Consider the following 16,476-nt stretch of genomic DNA (forward strand, 5'->3'; position numbering starts at 1 on the left):
CCAGACCCTACAAGCCACACCCTGCCCGGACGGCCTTCAAAGGGTCCGGACGGGAGCCGGGACGCGGATGGCGCCCAGCCACCGGACGATGTGCTCGGCGGTCTCCTGAAGGTCGACGAGCGGACGCTGAAGATAGCGTCCCGGCCCACCCGTCCAACAGAAGTGCTGCGGATGCACCCACACGTTGAGCCCGGGCAACACCAGCACGGACACCCCGTTCCCGTCGACGGTCCGCAACCCGGGAAAGCCCCTCCGCGTAACGCAGTGCAGCAGGCACTGCGCGGCCGCCCCAGGGTGGACGTCAGGCGTCGGCCCCGGCCAACCACACCGAAGCGGCAGCGCGAACCACACCGCCTTGCCCACGACAACGGGATCGGCGACCCGTGACCGTGTAAGAGCACAGCCCCACTCGGCTGTGAACTCTCCGACCAGCTCAAGGCCTTTGCCGTGCTCGTCCAACACCCCCGCACCCGACGCCCGAGGCAACACCTCACGCGCACAGTCGAAGACGGACACGACGAGCTGAGGCGCCGGAACGGTCCGCGCCCAGACCCACAGTTCCGGCGCGAGACGGCCGCCGGACGCGGCATGCCGAAGCGCGTTGGTGACGACCTCGGAAGCGGCGAGCTTCCCGTCCTCGATGACGTCCCGTCCCACCCCAAGGTCGAGCATCGTCTCCTGAAGCAACCGCCGAGCCGCCGCAGGCGCCCGTTCTCCCCACGGCAACCGCCACGCACAAGCCCCACTGGGCGTCAGCCGCTGAACCCCCTGGCATGCCATCGGTTCCACCTCCCCGTGTGGGCAGCCATGGTGTCGGAGATCAAGCGCGGCGCGTACGACCTCTGAACGCAGCTGCTCTGTCCTGCCGCTGGACGCTCATTCCGCCCGTGTCACGACGGTTTGAGGTGTTCGATCGTGACTCGGTCCGCAGAGCAGTGCTGCGGCCCTCTGCTCTTCAGGGCCACGGCTTTCATGCCCGTGGACGGGTTGTTACTAGATCGCGGTCGGCTCGGTCTGCGGATAGCCTGGGGTTTGTGTGCAGGTACGCGGAGACCATCTACAAGGTTCATTACGTGTGTGTCCCGTGCCGCCAGAGTCGGAAGTTCCTCTGGGACGGCGCCGAGCATCTGTGCACTCGCTGTTTGGCGCCGATGGTCTTCGCGGGTCATGACTTCGCGGCGCCGCGTAAGAACGATGATCGTCGGTGGGCCGCGGTTGCCGCAGTTCTGCGGGCGGGTCTTCGCTACGAAGGGTTCGAGACCTGCGGCTGCGGGCGGAACCCCACGTACCGGCCACAGACCAGTGCGCAAGTCCGAGTTCGCCGTCGTGCCGGGGCCCGAGCTGGGCTGAGTGAGGCCGAGGCGCTTTCCCTGCGTGACCCCGGCGACGCGTAGCAACGCCAGGGATCGAACGCGCGGCACGCCGGATGCGGGCGCTGGCCTTGGACGACCGCAAACGCCGCCGGAACTCGTCGAAAGGCTGAGCCGTGACGAGGATTCGTGGGTGCGGTGGTGTGCCCTGCGTGATCCCCGGCTCTCGTCCCAACCGGTCGTCGAGTTGCTGGAAGACGACAACCCGAACCTGCACCGAGGTGCGGCAGCCGACCCGCGGCTGCCGCTACCGCTTCTGCTGGAGGCGTTGGAGGAGACGCGACTGGCGGCCGCGGCCGCAAAGAATCCTGCGCTTCCCTTGGACGTCATGCATGACCTGCTGGACCGCGCAGGACACGCCACCAACCCGAGTCATGAGGGGTAGAGGTGTTCGATCGTGACTCCTTTCTGCTTGGTCAGGCGGTCGGCGACCAATGAGCGGTGGCATGCCTCTGGGGCGGCCTCGACGCACAGCAATGCCGCCGTCCCGCCGCTCTCCAGCGCCGACACGATTGGCGTGAGGTCGGCCTGGTCGAGGATTTCCGTCGTGTAGCGGCGGGTGTACTCGGCCGCGAGTTCGCGGCGCGAGCGTTTGCCGACTCCTTGGTTGTCATCCTCCGCGTATTGGAGTTGGCGTAGCTCGGTGGTCGGGGCGAGTTCTGGATGGTGTTCGTAGGCGATCCCGGCCTGGGCGAGGGCCGCCTGTAGCCGGAGCGAGTTCGCCCAGGCGTACTCGGGTCCACGGACACCACGTCGCTGGCGGACGTCCAGTAGCAGGCGGACGTCCGCATCCCGCAGTCGTCGCAGAAAAGACTCGCCGTCGAAGCCGTAGACGCCGATCGTCACCATCTGTCGCATCAGGCGACGGCCGTCCCCTCAATTTCGACCATCAGCTCGGGCATCGCCAGCCGCGCGACCCCGAGCAGCGTGCTGGGCGGCGCCACACCGGCGTCGCCCAGCCGCGACGTCAGCACTCCGTGGTGCGCGAAAAGCTGATCGACGTCGGTGGTGTAGACGTTGAGCCGGACGAGGTTCGCGAGGGACATGCCGCCCTCAGCCAGCACGGCCTCCAGGTTGTCCAGGCTCAGCGCCAACTGCGCCGCCATGTTCCCGGCATGCTGGGCCTGGCCGTCGCCGTCCGTCGAGGTCTGCCCGGCGCAGTACAGGGTCCGGGTCTGCCCGGAGACGACCTCACCCTGGTTGAATCCCAACTGCGCCGACCACGCCCACGGGTTCACAGTCGTTCGTTCCATGACCACACCAGCTCCGTTCGGTTCGTAGGTTGTGCTCCCAGCCTCCCAAAACAATCACGACATCCTGTGTCACGTATTCCGGTAAAATTGTTCGTGTGCGCGCCGACCGGTTGGTCTCGCTGGTGCTGCTGCTACGGCAGCACGGTCGGCTCTCGGCGGCCCGGCTGGCTCGCGAGTTGGAGGTGTCGACCCGCACCGTCCTGCGCGACATAGAGGCGCTGTCCGCTGCTGGCGTCCCGGTCTACGCCGAACGCGGGAGGCACGGCGGGTTCGCTTTGCTGCCCGGTTTCCAAACGGAGCTGACCGGGCTGAACCATGACGAGGCGCTCGCCCTGCTGGTGGCCGGATCACGGCGCGGAGCGCAGGCGTTCGGTCTCGGCTCGGCCCTTGCCTCGGCCATGCTCAAGGTGGTCGACGCGCTACCCGAAAGCCATCGGGACACGGCCGCCGGTGCGGCGCAACGATTGCTCATCGACCCGGAGACTGACCTCCTCGCCCGTCGCGCCGAGACTGAGGAGGTGCCGGGCGCCATAGTTGCCGAGGTCAGACGTGCGGTGTTCGCAGGACACAAGCTGCGCATCCGCTACGCGGCCAAGGACCAGGCCCCGAAGTGGCGCATGGTGGACCCGATCGGCCTCGTCACCGTCCGAGACCAGGGCTACCTGCTGGCCACGAGGGCTGGCGAGGACCGCACCTACCGGCTGTCCCGAGTGCTGGACGCCGAGGAGCTCGACGAACCCGCACAGCGACCAGACCGCGTCGACCTGGACCAGGCCTGGCAGGAACGCAGCACGCGGTTCCGGACCGGTGGCGACCAGGTCGCCGTTCTCGTCCGGGTGCATCCGGCGCGACGGGACGACCTGGTCGCCACCGCGCTGGCCGTCCGCACCGAAGAAGCCGACGCGGACGGCTGGCTGCGCCTGGAGGTGACCTTCCAGGATTCCCGCCACGCCGAATGGGCCCTATGGCAACTCGCCACAAGCGCGGAGGCCCTGTCCCCGCAGTGGCTGCGCTCCTCCCTGCACACCCGCGCCACCGCGATCGCCACCCGCTACGAAGCACCGTCCTGAGAGGACACCGGGCCCCTGTTCGCGAAGTGAAGCTGCGGCCATGCCTTCTGTCCGCAGACGATGAGGGCTCCGACGTTGCTGGGGTCTGGGCTGGGCTCGACGCGGGTTTCGATCTCGGTAAAGCCGTCGAAAGGCTGTCCGTGTGCCTCGGGCCGCGTAACCCCCGCGCATATCTACTCATTGACGGTCCCAACGAACCGATGGGGGGATTTCGATGAGGATGCGCGTACTGGCCGGGGCGGTGTCAGCCGGTGTGCTGGCCTTGACGGTCAGCGTGGCCGTTGGCCCTGCGGCGCAGGCCAAGGAGCGTCCGTGTGGGCAGGGCAAGTCGACATCGGGTGTCGGCACCAAAGGCACCGCCTGGACGCTGAAGTCGAAGTACGACGACGACGGCACGCCGCCCAACCGACTGGTCGCCGGGGAGGAGTTCGAGATCAAGACCCAGGCGGCCGGTCAGCGCTGGTCGGTGGTCTTCAGCGACAACGGCACCGAGTTCTTCCGCAACGACAACGACATCTCCACGGCGACGGGGATCCGGGAGGTCCACCCGAACCCGGTCGGACGCACGTCGCCCAACCACATGGCCGCCCACGCCGAGCACCTCGACGCCTCCGGGAAGGTGATCGAGGTCATCGACGGCGCCGTCGACCTCGACCCGCCGCCGCCCGCCTGCGCCCGCTGACCCGCACCAGCCCGCTGACCCGCACCAGCCCCGCACCGACCCGGACGCCCGGCCGTCACCTTCTCACGGCCGGGCGTCCGGCACACCGGCCCCGCGTCGTGACCGCCGGGTGCCCGAACTTGTGACGCCCCGTCCACCAGGCGCCGGTTGGTGCCGATGTGCTGGGCGGACGCCCTGGCCAACGTACGCGCGGGTCTATCGGCGTTGGCGGCGGCGTTTCAGGGTGCGTTCGTAGTCCTGGAAGCGGGCCTTGGCGATCCTTGTGCGGTCGTCGTTGCGCAGGACGATGCCCTCCGCGCGAAGGCCCGCTGTTTCGTCCAGGCCCGCGCGGGATTCGGGGACGTGTTCGGTCAGGAAGGCTGACATTCCCTCCACGTCCTTCGGTAGGTCCCCGGCGCTGACGACGCTCAGGTAGGGAACTGTTGGGATGCTCAGATCTTCCGCGACGGATTGCAGGGTTTTCACGTCGAGGAACTCCTGGCCGCCGTCATCGCGCCATGAGGAGATGCGGGAGCGCTCCCAGTCCAGGGTCTCTGATTCCGCCGAGTTGACGTCGAAGAGGCGGTAGCCCACGGTGCCGTTCGCGCTGTACTGCTTGGCCTGGCCGCCGATCTTCCCGCCGTAGACCTCCAGGTAGAGCGTGACGACGGGCTGGTGGAAGTCGGTGCCGTTCATCAGGCGTTCGGCCAGCGGTTTCAGGGCGTCGACGATACCCAGGGCGGGATTTCCGACGCGGTCGCCTCGCGCGTAGAGGAGTTCCTCACGGGAGCCGATGAAGTAGTCGGCGAAACGGGGGAGGAGGACGATCCGTGACCGGCCGAGGGGGCCCGGCCGGTCACCACGGCTAGCGGCGGGGGCCGCCGCCTCGAACCTTGGTCAGGAGGCGGCGGGCCTTGGCCTGGGTGCGGGGGTCGCGGGCCAGGCGTTCTGCTCTGGCCCGTGCTTTCTGGCCTTGGGGGCTGCGGAGAAGTCTCTTGATGCGGTCAACGATGGAAGCCACTGTTCTTCCTCCTTTTCAGCTCAACGCCTGCCCGCTCTGGAAAGTTCGGAACATCCGGTCAGGCGCGTCGGGTGGTCCAGACGGCCAGGAATGTCAGGACGGCCAGGACCGCGCCGAAGGTCAGGACGGCGGTCGTGGACACCCCGTTGACCACCAACCCCCCGAAGAGCGCCCCGACCGCGATGGCGAGGTTGAAGACCACCGTGTTGAGGGCCGTGGCGGCTTCGGCGTGGTTCGGGGCGGCCTTCAGAATCCACATCTGGACGGTGACCGGCACACTGCCGAAAGCCAGCCCCCAGAGGAAGAGGAGCGCGGCACCCGACGCGGCAGACGTGCCCAGCAGAGGAAACAGGGCCAGGACGGCAGTCAGCAGCACGGTGACAGCGGCGATGGTCGCACGGACGTTGCGTCCGGCTGCGGCCCCCGCGAGGAAGGTGCCCGCGACCCCGGCGGCCCCGAAGATGAGGAGGAGAGGCCCGATGAAGTCCTCGTCGATGCCGGAAATGTCCTGAAGGACGGGGCTGACGAACGTGTACGCCGCCGTGTGACCGCTGACCAGCAGGAACGTCGCAATGGTGGCCCCCCGGACGAACGGGTTGCCGAACAACCCGACCAGAGCGCCAAGACGAATGGACCCAGTCGCGGGGATACCCGGCAGAAGGACGAACAACGCCGCGAGAGCCAGCAACCCAAGCCCCGAAAGGATCAGAAACGCGACGCGCCAGTCGGTGAGCCCACCGATGAGGGTCCCGGCAGGCACCCCCAGGACGTTCGCGGCCGTGGCACCACCGAATGCGATCGAAGTCGCGCGAGGCACATAGCTGGACGGGACGAGCCGAACCGCGATCCCAGCCGCGAGCGCCCAGAACCCGCCGATGCTGATGCCGACCAGGAAACGGGACACCAGCAACACCGGGAAGTTCGGCGAGACGGCGGTGAGGAGCCCCGCCAACGCCATCAAGCTGATCAGGCCCAGCAGGACGGTCCGGCGGTCAAGCCGTCCGATCCCCACGGGGACGAGCAGCGCACCGGCCGAAGCGACCAGCCCCGGCACGGTCACCATCAGACCCGCCGTCCCCTCGGAAACGCCCAGGTCATCACCGATGGAGGTCAGCAGGCCCACCGGCAACTGTTCGGCGGTCACCACGAGGAACGTGCCGACCGCGACCGCCACCACGGCCAGCCAGCGCTTGAGGGACATCTGTTCGGAGACCGCCTCGGCCTCTTCGACGCGGGTCATCGACACTCCCGGATTAGCTCAACGGACATCTACTCAACATGAAGTATCTGAACGTTAACATTTATTCCGTTGAGAGAGCCCCGCGCAACCGCCGCTCGCGCCGCCCGCTCGCGCCGCCCGCGCCGTCGCGACGGTTACGGAGACGCCTCGCCCCAGTCCCACAGGGCCTGGAGCACCGGGCCCAGGCGGCGTCCACGCGAAGTCAGGGTGTAGCGCGTGCGCGGTGGCCAGCCCGGGACGCGACGGCGTTCGACCACGCCCGTGCTGGTCAGGTGGGCCAGGCGGTCGGTCAGAACCTTGTCCGAAAGGCCTGGGAACGCCGCGCGCAGCTCGCTGAACGAGTGGTCGCGGCGCAGGAGTTCGCGGACGACGAGGGTCGTCCAGCGGCCGCGAAGCGCGTTCAGCGTGATCTCGACAGGGCAGGACGGGCTCGGCTCGGCGACGTCCGCCCACGGGTCTTCGGGCAGGCCAACCGTTTGGTGAGTCACGAAGGCGCCTCCTAGCGTTCGGCTCACTGTCTACCGGAAGGACGACCATGCGCCCCTTGGCCGAGCGGCCCGACGTCGTGCGGCGCGGTGACGACGGGTACTGGAGGTATGTGATCGACAACCCGTTCGGGTGTGCGCTGTCCGTATAGAGGTCTTCCCGGTCCGGAACGACGCGGCTACTCTGCTACTGGCGTCCATGCCGGTTTTGTGCCATGCGCCTGGGAGAGTCTCATTTTGAGGCTTGTGTTTGGCTCTGCACCGGCTCCTCAGGTACCCCCGTCCAGCCGAGGAGTCCCGTGAAACACCACCCCAAGCGCGTCAAGCGCGTGCCCAGACGCTGGTCCGCGGCCTACGCCGCCCTGGCCTCGGCCGGTGCGGCGCTCGTGCTGTCGGCCGGCGCGGTGGTCGCGCTGTCCGCGCCTTCGTCCGCCCAACCAACGGCTCTGGTGGCCTGTACGTTCCCGGCCTGGGGAGAGGGCGGCAACTACACGACCGGAACCAAGGTCACCTACAACGACCACGGATACCAGGCCATGGTCGCCCACACCGCCTACCCGGGGGCGAACTGGAACCCCGCGGCCACCCCGACCCTGTGGCGTGACCTGGGCGCCTGCGACGACTCGCCCACGGACCCGCCGACCACTCCCACCGACCCCCCGACGACCGACCCGCCCACGGATCCCCCGACGACGGACCCGCCGGGTGGCGAACCCACCTGTGCGGTGAAGGGCAAGCCCGCGGGCAAGGTGTTGCAGGGTTACTGGGAGAACTGGGACGGCGCGTCCAACGGCGTCCACCCGCCGTTCGGTTGGAGCCCGATCGAGAACCCCGTCTTCCAGCAGCACGGGTACAACGTCTACAACGCGGCGTTCCCCGTCATCCTCTCGGACGGCACCGTCCAGTGGGAGGACGGCATGGACGCGACCGTGAAGGTCGCCACGCCCGAGCAGATGTGCGCGGCGAAGGCCGCCGGGGCCACCATCCTGATGTCGATCGGCGGCGCGACCGCGGGCATCGACCTCGGCTCCCGCAGCGTCGCCGACAAGTTCATCGCGACGATCGTGCCGATCCTGAAGAAGTACAACTTCGACGGCATCGACATCGACATCGAGACCGGGCTCACCGGCGCGGGCAGCCCCGCCACGCTGTCCACGTCGCAGGAGAACCTCATCCACATCATCGACGGCGTGCTCGGCCAGATGCCGTCCAACTTCGGGCTCACCATGGCGCCGGAGACCGCGTACGTGACCGGCGGCAGCGTCACGTACGGCTCCATCTGGGGCGCGTACCTGCCGATCGTCAAGAAGTACGCGGACAACGGCCGCCTCTGGTGGCTGAACATGCAGTACTACAACGGCAGCATGTACGGCTGCCATGGCGACTCCTACTCCGCCGCGACCGTGGAGGGTTTCGTCAAGCAGACGCAGTGCCTGAACGACGGTCTCGTCGTCGGTGGCGTCACCATCAAGGTGCCGTTCGACAAGCAGGCCCCGGGACTGCCCGCGCAGCCGGGCGCCGGTGGCGGCTACATGACGCCGGGCCTCGTCTCGCAGGCGTGGAACAGTTTCAACGGGCAGCTGAAGGGCCTGATGACCTGGTCCATGAACTGGGACGGGTCGAAGTCCTGGTCGTTCGGCGACAACGTCCGCAGGCTCCAGGGCCGCTGACGATCAGCCGTTGACGGGCCCGGCGGGGATTACCCGCCGGGCCCGTTCGCTTGACATTGACGCCGGTGTCAAGGGTTAGCGTCGCCATGGACAGGGAGGGCCGATGCGGATCGGGGAACTCGCGGCGAGGGCGGGGGTGAGCACCCGCACCCTGCGCTACTACGAGCAGCAGGGACTGCTCCCGGCGGGCCGCGCGTCCAACGGCTACCGGGAGTACGAGGAGTCGGACGTCCGGCTCGTCGTGGAGATCCGGTCGCTGCTGGCCAACGGGTTCACGTTGGCGGACGCGCGTCCGTTCGTCGACTGCCTGCGCGCCGGGCATGAGGACGGCGCCTCGTGCCCCGAGTCGGTCGCGGTCTACCAGCGCAAGCTGGCCGAGATCGACGCGGACATCCGCACCCTGATCCGCCGCCGCGCCGACCTGGCCGACCAGCTCGTCCGGGCGTGCCCCGGTTGCGTGCTCTCGAAGGAGAAGACGGATGATCACCCTGACGGCAGAGAACTTCGACTCCACCGTGCTCCACGGCGACAAGCCGGTACTGGTCGAGTTCTGGGCGGACTGGTGCCCGCCCTGCAAGATGATCGCGCCGATCCTCGATGAGATCGACGCCGAGCACGGCGACCGGCTGACCGTCGCGAAGCTCAATGGCGACGACCACCCGGAGATCGTGTCCCGCTACGGCGTGATGGGCTTCCCCACCCTCAACCTCTACCGGGACGGCGAGGTCGTCCGGCAGATCATCGGCGCCAAGCCCAAACGCCTCCTCCTCGCCGACATCCAGGGCCACTTCTGACGGAGCGTCACCGTCCGCCGGGTCCCGTGTGGCGCACTGCCACCGCGACCATTCTCATCCGCACCTTCGCCTCGGTGATCGCCGAATGCCACGCCGGGTCACCGCCGATCTGATCACAATCGGCCGGGGCCGTTACCTGGCCGTGCGGCCTGTGTGATTTCGTGCCTGTGTGGTGCAGGACGTGGGAAGTGTCGTGGACGGCCGGTACCGGCTCGTAAGCGTGCTGGGCGAGGGCGGGATGGGCGCCGTCTGGCGCGCCCACGACGAGCGGATGCGCCGGGACGTGGCGCTCAAACAGCTCAAACTCCCCCTGACCCTGAGCGCCGGAGAACGCGAGCACCTCGTGGCCCGCATGGAGCGTGAGGCCCGGTCGATCGGGATGCTCAAGCATCCCGGGATCATCACCGTCCACGACCAGTTCCACGACGACGACGGCCTGCCCTGGATCGTCATGGAACTGGTGCGGGGACGCTCCCTCGCCGACGCCATCCGGGACGACGGCCCGCTGACCGAACCCGAGGCCGCCCGGGTCGGGGCGCAGATCGCCGAGGCGCTGGCCGTCGCGCACGAGGTGGGGATCGTGCATCGCGACATCAAGCCCGCCAACATCCTGTTGGAGGGCGAGCGGGTCGTGGTGTCCGACTTCGGGCTGGCGGCGGTTCCCGGAGAGACCACGCTGACCGCGACCGGCGCGATCCTGGGCACGCCCGCCTACCTGTCGCCCGAGCAGGTCAACGACCGCGAGGCGACGGCGGCGTCCGACGTCTGGTCGCTGGGTGCCACCCTGTACGCCGCTGTGGAAGGACGTCCCGCGTTCAGCGGAAACACCATGGCGGCGTTGCTGCTGGCCATCGCGCAGGGCCAACCGGCACCCGTCCAGCGGGCCCGTCTGCTGGCGCCGGTGCTGCGCGACCTGTTGCGCCGCGACCCTCGGCGCCGTCCCACCGCCAAGGCCGTCGCCGCGACCCTCGCCGGGCTCGCCGCCCCATCATCGCCTGCCGTGCCACCGTCACCCGCCGCCCCGGCATCGCCCGCCACCGAACCGGACTTGGTGCCTCCGGTCGCTCCGCCGTTCCCGCAGTTCTCGCGGCGCGCGTTCGCCGCCACGATGGGTGTCGCCGTCCTCGCGATGGCCGTCCCGGTGGGCTATGTGCTCACCCGCGACGACCAGCACGAGGAGCCTCGGGGGAATCGCACCCCGGCCCCCACCGGCCCGTCCTCCCTCGGGCAGCCCCTCACCGGCCACAGTGGGGGAGTCGAGACGCTGGCCTTCAGCCCCGATGGCACGACGCTGGCGACCGGAGCCGCCGACAAGACGGTGCGACTGTGGAACGTGGCATCCCGCAAGCCCGTCGGTCCTCCGCTTGCGGGCCACAGCGACCGGGTCAGCGCCCTAGCGTTCAGCCCTGACGGCAAGACCTTGGCTACAGGAAGCGACGATAAGACGGCCCGCCTCTGGGACGTGGCCACCCGCGCCCCTCTGGGCAAACCCCTCGGCGACCACTACGACCACGTATGGGCAGTGGCGTACAGCCCTGACGGCAAGACGCTGGCCACTGGGGACGGCGACGGGACCATCTGGCTGTGGAACACACGCACCCGCAAGCACCGCAAAGAGCCGTTCGTGCACTCCAACGGTATCGGGGCGATGGAGTTCAGCCCGGACGGCAAAACCTTGGCCGCTGCGAGCACCCAGGTAGTGCTGTGGGACCTCGCCCTCAGCACGCCCCTCTGGAGCCCCATGAAGGGCCACAGTTACGGTGTCGGCGCGTTGGCGTACAGCCCGGACGGAAAGATCCTGGCCACAGCGACTTACTATTCCGAGACGGCTCTGTGGAACCCGCGCACTCGCAAACCCATCGGCGAGCCCCTAATCCGGGACGGCTCCGTAGCGGCAGTGGCGTTCAGCCCTGACGGGAAGGTCCTGGCCACCGCGACCGAGGACAAGACCATACGCCTGTGGGACGTGGCGACCCGCAAGCCGCTCACCCGTCCGCTCACCGGCCACACCGACACCGTGAGCGCACTGGCTTTCAGCCCCGACGGCAAGACCCTCGCCAGTGCGAGCGGTGACCACACCGTCCGACTATGGGACACGGCGACCGTCCGCCAACAAGCACCAGCCTGACCGGACGAACGAAACCACAGACGGGGCGGGGTGTTTGATCGACCGGTTCGGGTCAGGTCCGGCGGGATGCCGTGTTTCGGCTGTGATGAATCCTGATGGCGCGCGATGCTGGGTTCATGGCCCGTGGGCGTCGCAGGTGGTTGATCTGGTGGGTGCCGCTGATCGTCGCGGGCGTGGTGGCGGCGGTGGTCCCGATGCTGCCGCAGTCGTGGCCGCTGGCGGTACGGGCCCTCCTCGGCGTGGTGGGGGCGATCGCGGCGGGAGCAGCGGGAACGTATGTCAGTGAAGTGATCGCCGCACGTCGGCAGGCCGTGGAAGCGGACCGGGCCGCCACAGCGGAGATCGGGGCGCGCCAGGACGAGCTGGCCGGTACACGTGAACTGACCTCGTCCGACGAGCAGAGCGTGACGGGGTTGCTGCGCCCGGAACGTGAGCTGGTCGATTTCGTCGGACGCGCGGACGAACTGGGACGCCTGCGGGAGTGGTGTCTCGACGAGACGGCCTTCCCAGTGCGGTTGATGACCGGGAAGGGTGGCGTGGGCAAGACCCGGCTGGCCCTGCGTCTCGCCGGTTCGCTGCCGTCCGAGAAATGGGAGTGCCAGTCGGTCAAGCCCGGTGACGAGGTCGCGGCGGTGAAGGCGGCCGGTCTGGTGGAGCAACGGGTGCTGCTACTGGTCGACTACGCCGAGACCCGTCCTGGCCTGGCGGCGATGTTGACGGAGGTGGCGGCGGCGGACGCGGGCGGGTTGCGGGTGTTGTTGCTGGCCAGGCAGGAGGGCGAGTGGTGGACGTCGCTGGACACCGAGTCGGACGCCACCCGCGAGCTGGCGGCGCGGACGCCGGTGTTGGAGCTGGCGGCGGCGCTGGACGACCGTCGCGACGACGTCCAGGTGATCGAGGCGGCGCTGCCGTTCTACGCGGCGGCGCTGGGCCGTCCCGTCCCAGAGGTGAACTTCACGGCGGCCTCGTCGGAACGGCTGCCGGTGCTGGTGTTGCACGCGGCGGCGCTGGTCGCGGTGCTCGACGACGAGCAGGGCACGTCCGGTGGACGCGCGGCTGCCGACCTGGGAGTGCTGGACCGGCTGTTGGGACATGAACGGCGGCTCTGGGACAAGGCCGCGCGACGGGCCGCGCTGACGGTGCGGTTGCCCGTCCTGGAACAGGTCGTCGCGGCGGCCGTGCTCGTGCTCGACGCGCAGAACGCCGGTGAAGAGTCTGTGCGGGCGATGATCCGGCGGGTCCCCGACCTGGCGCGGGCTGACGAGGAGCGAGTGGGCGCCGTGGCGGGGTGGCTGCGGCAGCTCTACCCAATGCAGGACGGACGGGTTGACCTGTTGCGTCCAGACCTGCTGGCGGAACGGCATGCCGTCAACCAACTCGCCGCGCACGAACTGTTGCGGCGAACCTGTTTCACCGGCCTGGAACCGGATCAAGCGGCCCAAGCCCTGACGGTCCTGACCCGCGCGTGCGCGCACCACCCGGACGCCTCCGGGCTGATCCAGCAGGCATTGCGTCAGGATCTGACGGGCCTCGCCAACGCCGCGATCACGGTCGCGGTGCAGACCGGACCCCGGCTGGGCGACCTGCTGGCCGAAGTGCTGGACGACGCCCCGGTCAGCATCGAAGAACTCCGGCGCATAGCGAAAGCCATCCCCTATCCCACGGTCGCCCTGGCCGCCGCCGACCCTGCCGTGACTCGGCGGATCCGGAACCTTCTGCCGGCAGACGCGGAACCTGCGGACGTGGCGCACTGGAGCGGGCAACTGTCGACCGCCCTCGCGCAGTTGGGGCAGCGGGAGGAGGCATTGGAGGCCGCCACCGAGGCGGTTCGGATTCGCCGCGGGCTTGTCGCGGATCGTCCTGTCGCATTCCTGCCCAATTTGGCGACCTCGTTGAACAACCAGTCGAACCGGCTGTCGGATCTGGGGCGTCGTGAGGAGGCGTTGGACGCCATCGAAGAGGCGGTTCGGATTCGCCGTCGGCTTGTCGCGGATCGCTCCAATTCCTTTCTACCCGACCTCGCGGGCTCATTGAACAACCAGTCCATTTGCCTGTCGGATCTGGGGCGGCATGAAGAGGCGCTGGAGACCATTACCGAAGCTGTCGATGCGTACCGCGACCTCGTCGAGACTCGTCCCGATGCTTTCCTGCCCCACCTGGCGATGTCGTTGAACGGTCGGTCGAATCGGCTGGCGGGCCTGGGGCGTCGCGAGGAGGCATTGGACGCGATCGTCGAGGCGGTTCGGATTCGCCGCAAGCTGGCGGAGGACCGCCCCGACGCCTTTCTTCCAGGCCTGGCCAACTCATTGAACAACCAGTCGAACCGCCTGTCGGATCTGGGACGTCATGAGGAGGCGCTGGAGGCCGTCATCGAAGCTGTCGCGGTGTACCGCAGGCTCGTTGAGGACCGTCCTGACGCCTTTCTTCCAGGGCTGGCCAACTCATTGAACAACCAGTCGAACCACCTGTCGGATATGGGACGACGAGAAGAGGCCTTGGAGGCTGTCACCGAAGCGGTTCGGATTCGCCGCAAGCTGGCGGAGGACCGTCCCGACGCCTTCCTCCCCGACCTGGCCAGCGCGTTGAACAACCAGTCCACCTGCCTGTCGGATCTGCGAAGGCGCGAGGAGGCGTTGGAGGCCGTCACCGAGGCGGTTCAGATTCGTCGCGGCCTCGCGGCAGAACGTCCCGACGCCTTCCTGCCCGCATTGGCGACCTCATTGAACAACCAGTCGAATCGGCTGGCGGGCCTGGGACATGGCGAGGAGGCGTTGGAGCCCATCGTCGAGGCGGTCCGGATTCGCCGCAAGTTGGCCGAGGACCGTCCCGACGCACTGCTACCCGACCTGGCCAGCTCGTTGAACAACCTCTCCGTCCGACTGGGAAACCTGGAAAGGAGAGAAGAAGGGCTGGCCGCCATTACCGAGGCATTGCGGATCCGTCGGCGACTGGCCGAGGCGCGCCCGAGAGTCCATCAATCCGAGGTCGACCAGTCACAACGCGTCAAAAAGTGGCTTGAGGACATGCCGAGCTGACGAGCCGCCTAAAGCCCTTTGAGAACCTCGACAACCCTACGGAAGTCCCCGTGGTTGATGGTAAGCCTGGGGCCATCGGGATTCTTGCTATCGCGGATGGCGACAACCTCAGCGAGGCTCGCGACCTCTACGCACTCGCCGCCGTTTGAAGTACTCTGGCTGGCCTTGTGCCACATAACATTGCTCAAGTTCATCTCGTCCAACATCCTGCTAGATGTTCTTGATGGAGTGAGTGAGGTGGCAGAAGTCTTTGCGCGTGATGGTGAGTTTGGGACCGTTGGGGTTCTTGCTGTCGCGGATGGCGATTGTATTCTTCAGAGAAGCGAGTTCAATGCAGTTGCCGCCGTTCTCGGTGCTCCTGCGGGCCTTGCGCCACACGGCATCGCTCAGGTCCATTTTTCCTCCACCACTTTCTTGATAAGGTCGCGAGACATGCTCGCGGGCAATGCGCTGCTCCTCAACTTATCAAGAGTTCGCGCAATCTCCGCAAGGTCGGCCGGATCGTCTGAAGTGATGCCGCGAACGGTAGTTTCCAGGTAGGCTACCTCGCTTCGTGAGTTGGGGGTCGACGATGATTACGTCGGGCGGCTCGTGGTTACGGAGCTGGTTACGAATGCGTACAAGCATGTGGGATTCGGGCGCATTGTCGTCCGGGTCTTTCCGGATGCGCGCGCCGATCTCGTCGTGATCGCGGTGCGGGACGAGGGCGTGGGGCGTCCTGTCGTCCGCGACGAGGATCACGCTGCCGTGTGCGGGCGGGGGCTGGTGCTGGTGGCGCAGCTCGCCCATGACTGGGGGGTGTGGCCGCTCAAAGGGAAGGGGAAGGTCGTGTGGGCCCTGTGCGCCCGTTGAGCGTCCGGGGCGGGGCGGCTTGTCAGGATTGCCAGGGACGGCCTGTTAGGCGTTCGTAGACGTCGATGTAGCGGGCGCGGGTGGCGTCGACGATGTCCTGGGGGATCGCGGGGCCCGGTGGGGTGCGGTCCCAGTCGAGGGTGCTGCTCCAGTCGCGGACGAACTGCTTGTCCAGGGAGTGCTGGGGGCCGCCCGGACGCCACTCGTCCGCGGGCCAGAACCGGGACGAGTCAGACGTCAGAACCTCGTCGCCCAGCGTGAGGGTGCCGTCGGCGGCGCGGCCGAATTCCAGTTTCGTGTCCGCGATGATGATGCCGCGCTCGGCCGCCAGGGACGCGCCGCGCTCGTAGACGGCGAGCGTGACGTCCTTCAGGCGGGCGGCGGTGTCGTCGCCGATCTCCCGGACGACGTCGTCATAGGTGATGAACTCGTCGTGTCCCACCGTGGCCTTGGTGGTGGGGGTGAAGATGGGTTCGGGGAGTTTCGAGCCCTCGACCAGGCCGTCCGGGAGCGGGACGCCGGAGACCGCGCCGCTCTTCTCGTACTCCTTGAGGCCCAGCCCGGCCAGGTGGCCGCGGGCGATCCACTCGACGGGGAGCATGGTGAGGCGGCGGCAGCGGACGGCGCGTCCCTCCCACTCGTCCGGCACGTTCGTGGCCGACACGATGTGGTTGGGGACGATGTCGGCGAGCTGCTCGAACCACCAGAGCGACAGCTGCGTGAGGATCTTCCCCTTGTCGGGGATCAGCGTCGGCAGGACGACGTCGTACACGCTCACCCGGTCGGACGCGACGAGGATCAGGTCGTCCCCGTCCGCGTAGACGTCTCTGACCTTGCCCGAGTGGACCAACTCCATGACGCTCCTCATCTCGTCGTGCCGGTAGGAGTCTGGCACAG

Annotated in this window: 20 protein-coding genes and 1 pseudogene; 10 read left to right on the top strand and 11 right to left on the bottom strand. The window is 68.1% G+C overall.

Translation table 11 applies throughout. From position 1 onward, the window contains the following. Nucleotides 1–36: 36 nt before the first annotated feature. The gene (locus tag ABD808_RS30085; protein ID WP_344903754.1) at nt 37–672 is read right to left on the bottom strand and encodes an ATP-binding protein; all 636 of its coding nucleotides are present in this window, start codon (nt 670–672) and stop codon (nt 37–39) included. Between the two features lie 831 nt (nt 673–1,503). Between ABD808_RS30085 and ABD808_RS30090 the strand changes: the two genes are divergently transcribed. Further along, nucleotides 1,504–1,755, top strand: a complete 252-nt coding sequence (locus ABD808_RS30090) for a hypothetical protein (protein ID WP_344903757.1) — start codon at nt 1,504–1,506, stop codon at nt 1,753–1,755. On the opposite strand, the gene ABD808_RS30095 is transcribed toward ABD808_RS30090, so the two are convergent. Beyond that, nucleotides 1,743–2,228, bottom strand: a complete 486-nt coding sequence (locus tag ABD808_RS30095) for a DUF488 domain-containing protein (RefSeq protein WP_344903760.1) — start codon at nt 2,226–2,228, stop codon at nt 1,743–1,745. The two genes, ABD808_RS30090 and ABD808_RS30095, sit on opposite strands and share 13 nt — an antisense overlap. Beyond that, nucleotides 2,228–2,623, bottom strand: a complete 396-nt coding sequence (locus tag ABD808_RS30100) for a RidA family protein (RefSeq protein ID WP_344903763.1) — start codon at nt 2,621–2,623, stop codon at nt 2,228–2,230. Before ABD808_RS30100 ends, ABD808_RS30095 begins: the two co-directional genes overlap by 1 nt. Before the next feature lie 95 nt (nt 2,624–2,718). Here ABD808_RS30100 and ABD808_RS30105 point away from each other — a divergent pair, with 95 nt between their 5' ends. Together ABD808_RS30105 and ABD808_RS30110 are read left to right on the top strand one after the other, a co-directional pair. Further along, a complete protein-coding gene (locus ABD808_RS30105; RefSeq protein WP_344903766.1) occupies nt 2,719–3,693 on the top strand; it encodes a helix-turn-helix transcriptional regulator in 975 nt (324 codons plus the stop codon). A 214-nt stretch (nt 3,694–3,907) separates the two neighbouring features. After that, nucleotides 3,908–4,375, top strand: a complete 468-nt coding sequence (locus ABD808_RS30110) for a hypothetical protein (protein ID WP_344903769.1) — start codon at nt 3,908–3,910, stop codon at nt 4,373–4,375. Nucleotides 4,376–4,570: 195 nt separating this feature from the next. Here the strand turns inward: ABD808_RS30110 and ABD808_RS30115 are convergent, their stop codons facing one another. After that, nucleotides 4,571–5,050: an RNA ligase family protein gene (locus tag ABD808_RS30115; RefSeq protein WP_344903772.1), complete on the bottom strand. Its 480-nt coding sequence runs from the start codon at nt 5,048–5,050 to the stop codon at nt 4,571–4,573. On the opposite strand from ABD808_RS30115, the gene ABD808_RS30120 reads away from it, so the two are divergent. Beyond that, entirely contained in the window at nt 5,030–5,188 is a 159-nt protein-coding gene (locus ABD808_RS30120; RefSeq protein ID WP_344903775.1) for a hypothetical protein, read from the top strand. The two genes, ABD808_RS30115 and ABD808_RS30120, sit on opposite strands and share 21 nt — an antisense overlap. Nucleotides 5,189–5,219: 31 nt before the next feature. Here the strand turns inward: ABD808_RS30120 and ABD808_RS30125 are convergent, their stop codons facing one another. The 3 genes from ABD808_RS30125 to ABD808_RS30135 all read right to left on the bottom strand — a co-directional run bounded on the left by ABD808_RS30125 (nt 5,220) and on the right by ABD808_RS30135 (nt 7,103). After that, nucleotides 5,220–5,375, bottom strand: a complete 156-nt coding sequence (locus tag ABD808_RS30125) for a hypothetical protein (protein WP_344903778.1) — start codon at nt 5,373–5,375, stop codon at nt 5,220–5,222. 58 nt (nt 5,376–5,433) lie between these two features. Further along, nucleotides 5,434–6,615, bottom strand: coding sequence for an MFS transporter (locus ABD808_RS30130; RefSeq protein WP_344903781.1), 1,182 nt, complete (start codon nt 6,613–6,615; stop codon nt 5,434–5,436). Nucleotides 6,616–6,749: 134 nt separating this feature from the next. Further along, entirely contained in the window at nt 6,750–7,103 is a 354-nt protein-coding gene (locus tag ABD808_RS30135) for a winged helix-turn-helix transcriptional regulator (RefSeq protein WP_344903784.1), read from the bottom strand. A gap of 296 nt (nt 7,104–7,399) precedes the next feature. Here ABD808_RS30135 and ABD808_RS30140 point away from each other — a divergent pair, with 296 nt between their 5' ends. The 5 genes from ABD808_RS30140 to ABD808_RS30160 all read left to right on the top strand — a co-directional run bounded on the left by ABD808_RS30140 (nt 7,400) and on the right by ABD808_RS30160 (nt 14,727). After that, nucleotides 7,400–8,770 (top strand): glycosyl hydrolase family 18 protein, encoded by a 1,371-nt coding sequence (locus ABD808_RS30140; protein WP_344903787.1) that lies wholly within the window; start codon nt 7,400–7,402, stop codon nt 8,768–8,770. Between the two features lie 103 nt (nt 8,771–8,873). Beyond that, entirely contained in the window at nt 8,874–9,371 is a 498-nt protein-coding gene (locus tag ABD808_RS30145) for a MerR family transcriptional regulator (protein WP_344903790.1), read from the top strand. Then, entirely contained in the window at nt 9,286–9,564 is a 279-nt protein-coding gene (trxA, locus tag ABD808_RS30150; RefSeq protein ID WP_344903793.1) for a thioredoxin, read from the top strand. Before ABD808_RS30145 ends, trxA begins: the two co-directional genes overlap by 86 nt. A gap of 181 nt (nt 9,565–9,745) precedes the next feature. Then, entirely contained in the window at nt 9,746–11,692 is a 1,947-nt protein-coding gene (locus tag ABD808_RS30155) for a WD40 repeat domain-containing serine/threonine protein kinase (RefSeq protein ID WP_344903797.1), read from the top strand. Nucleotides 11,693–11,787: 95 nt separating this feature from the next. Next, on the top strand, nt 11,788–14,727 hold the full coding sequence (locus tag ABD808_RS30160) for a tetratricopeptide repeat protein (protein WP_344903800.1): 2,940 nt from the start codon (nt 11,788–11,790) through the stop codon (nt 14,725–14,727). An 8-nt stretch (nt 14,728–14,735) separates the two neighbouring features. On the opposite strand, the gene ABD808_RS30165 is transcribed toward ABD808_RS30160, so the two are convergent. From ABD808_RS30165 to ABD808_RS38685, 3 genes and pseudogenes are all read right to left on the bottom strand, one after another. Next, entirely contained in the window at nt 14,736–14,933 is a 198-nt protein-coding gene (locus ABD808_RS30165; protein WP_344903802.1) for a DUF397 domain-containing protein, read from the bottom strand. A 4-nt stretch (nt 14,934–14,937) separates the two neighbouring features. Beyond that, on the bottom strand, nt 14,938–15,123 hold the full coding sequence (locus ABD808_RS30170) for a DUF397 domain-containing protein (protein ID WP_344903805.1): 186 nt from the start codon (nt 15,121–15,123) through the stop codon (nt 14,938–14,940). Continuing rightward, nucleotides 15,114–15,269: pseudogene (locus ABD808_RS38685) on the bottom strand (Scr1 family TA system antitoxin-like transcriptional regulator); the annotation flags it as partial. The gene ABD808_RS30170 and the pseudogene ABD808_RS38685, both read right to left, overlap by 10 nt. 16 nt (nt 15,270–15,285) lie before the next feature. Between ABD808_RS38685 and ABD808_RS30175 the strand changes: the two are divergent. Further along, a complete protein-coding gene (locus ABD808_RS30175) occupies nt 15,286–15,579 on the top strand; it encodes an ATP-binding protein (RefSeq protein WP_344903808.1) in 294 nt (97 codons plus the stop codon). A gap of 22 nt (nt 15,580–15,601) precedes the next feature. On the opposite strand, the gene ABD808_RS30180 is transcribed toward ABD808_RS30175, so the two are convergent. Continuing rightward, entirely contained in the window at nt 15,602–16,435 is an 834-nt protein-coding gene (locus tag ABD808_RS30180; protein ID WP_344903811.1) for a phosphoribosylaminoimidazolesuccinocarboxamide synthase, read from the bottom strand. Nucleotides 16,436–16,476: the final 41 nt, after the last annotated feature.

This window comes from Actinomadura meridiana, assembly GCF_039537545.1.
Lineage (GTDB): Bacteria > Actinomycetota > Actinomycetes > Streptosporangiales > Streptosporangiaceae > Spirillospora > Spirillospora meridiana.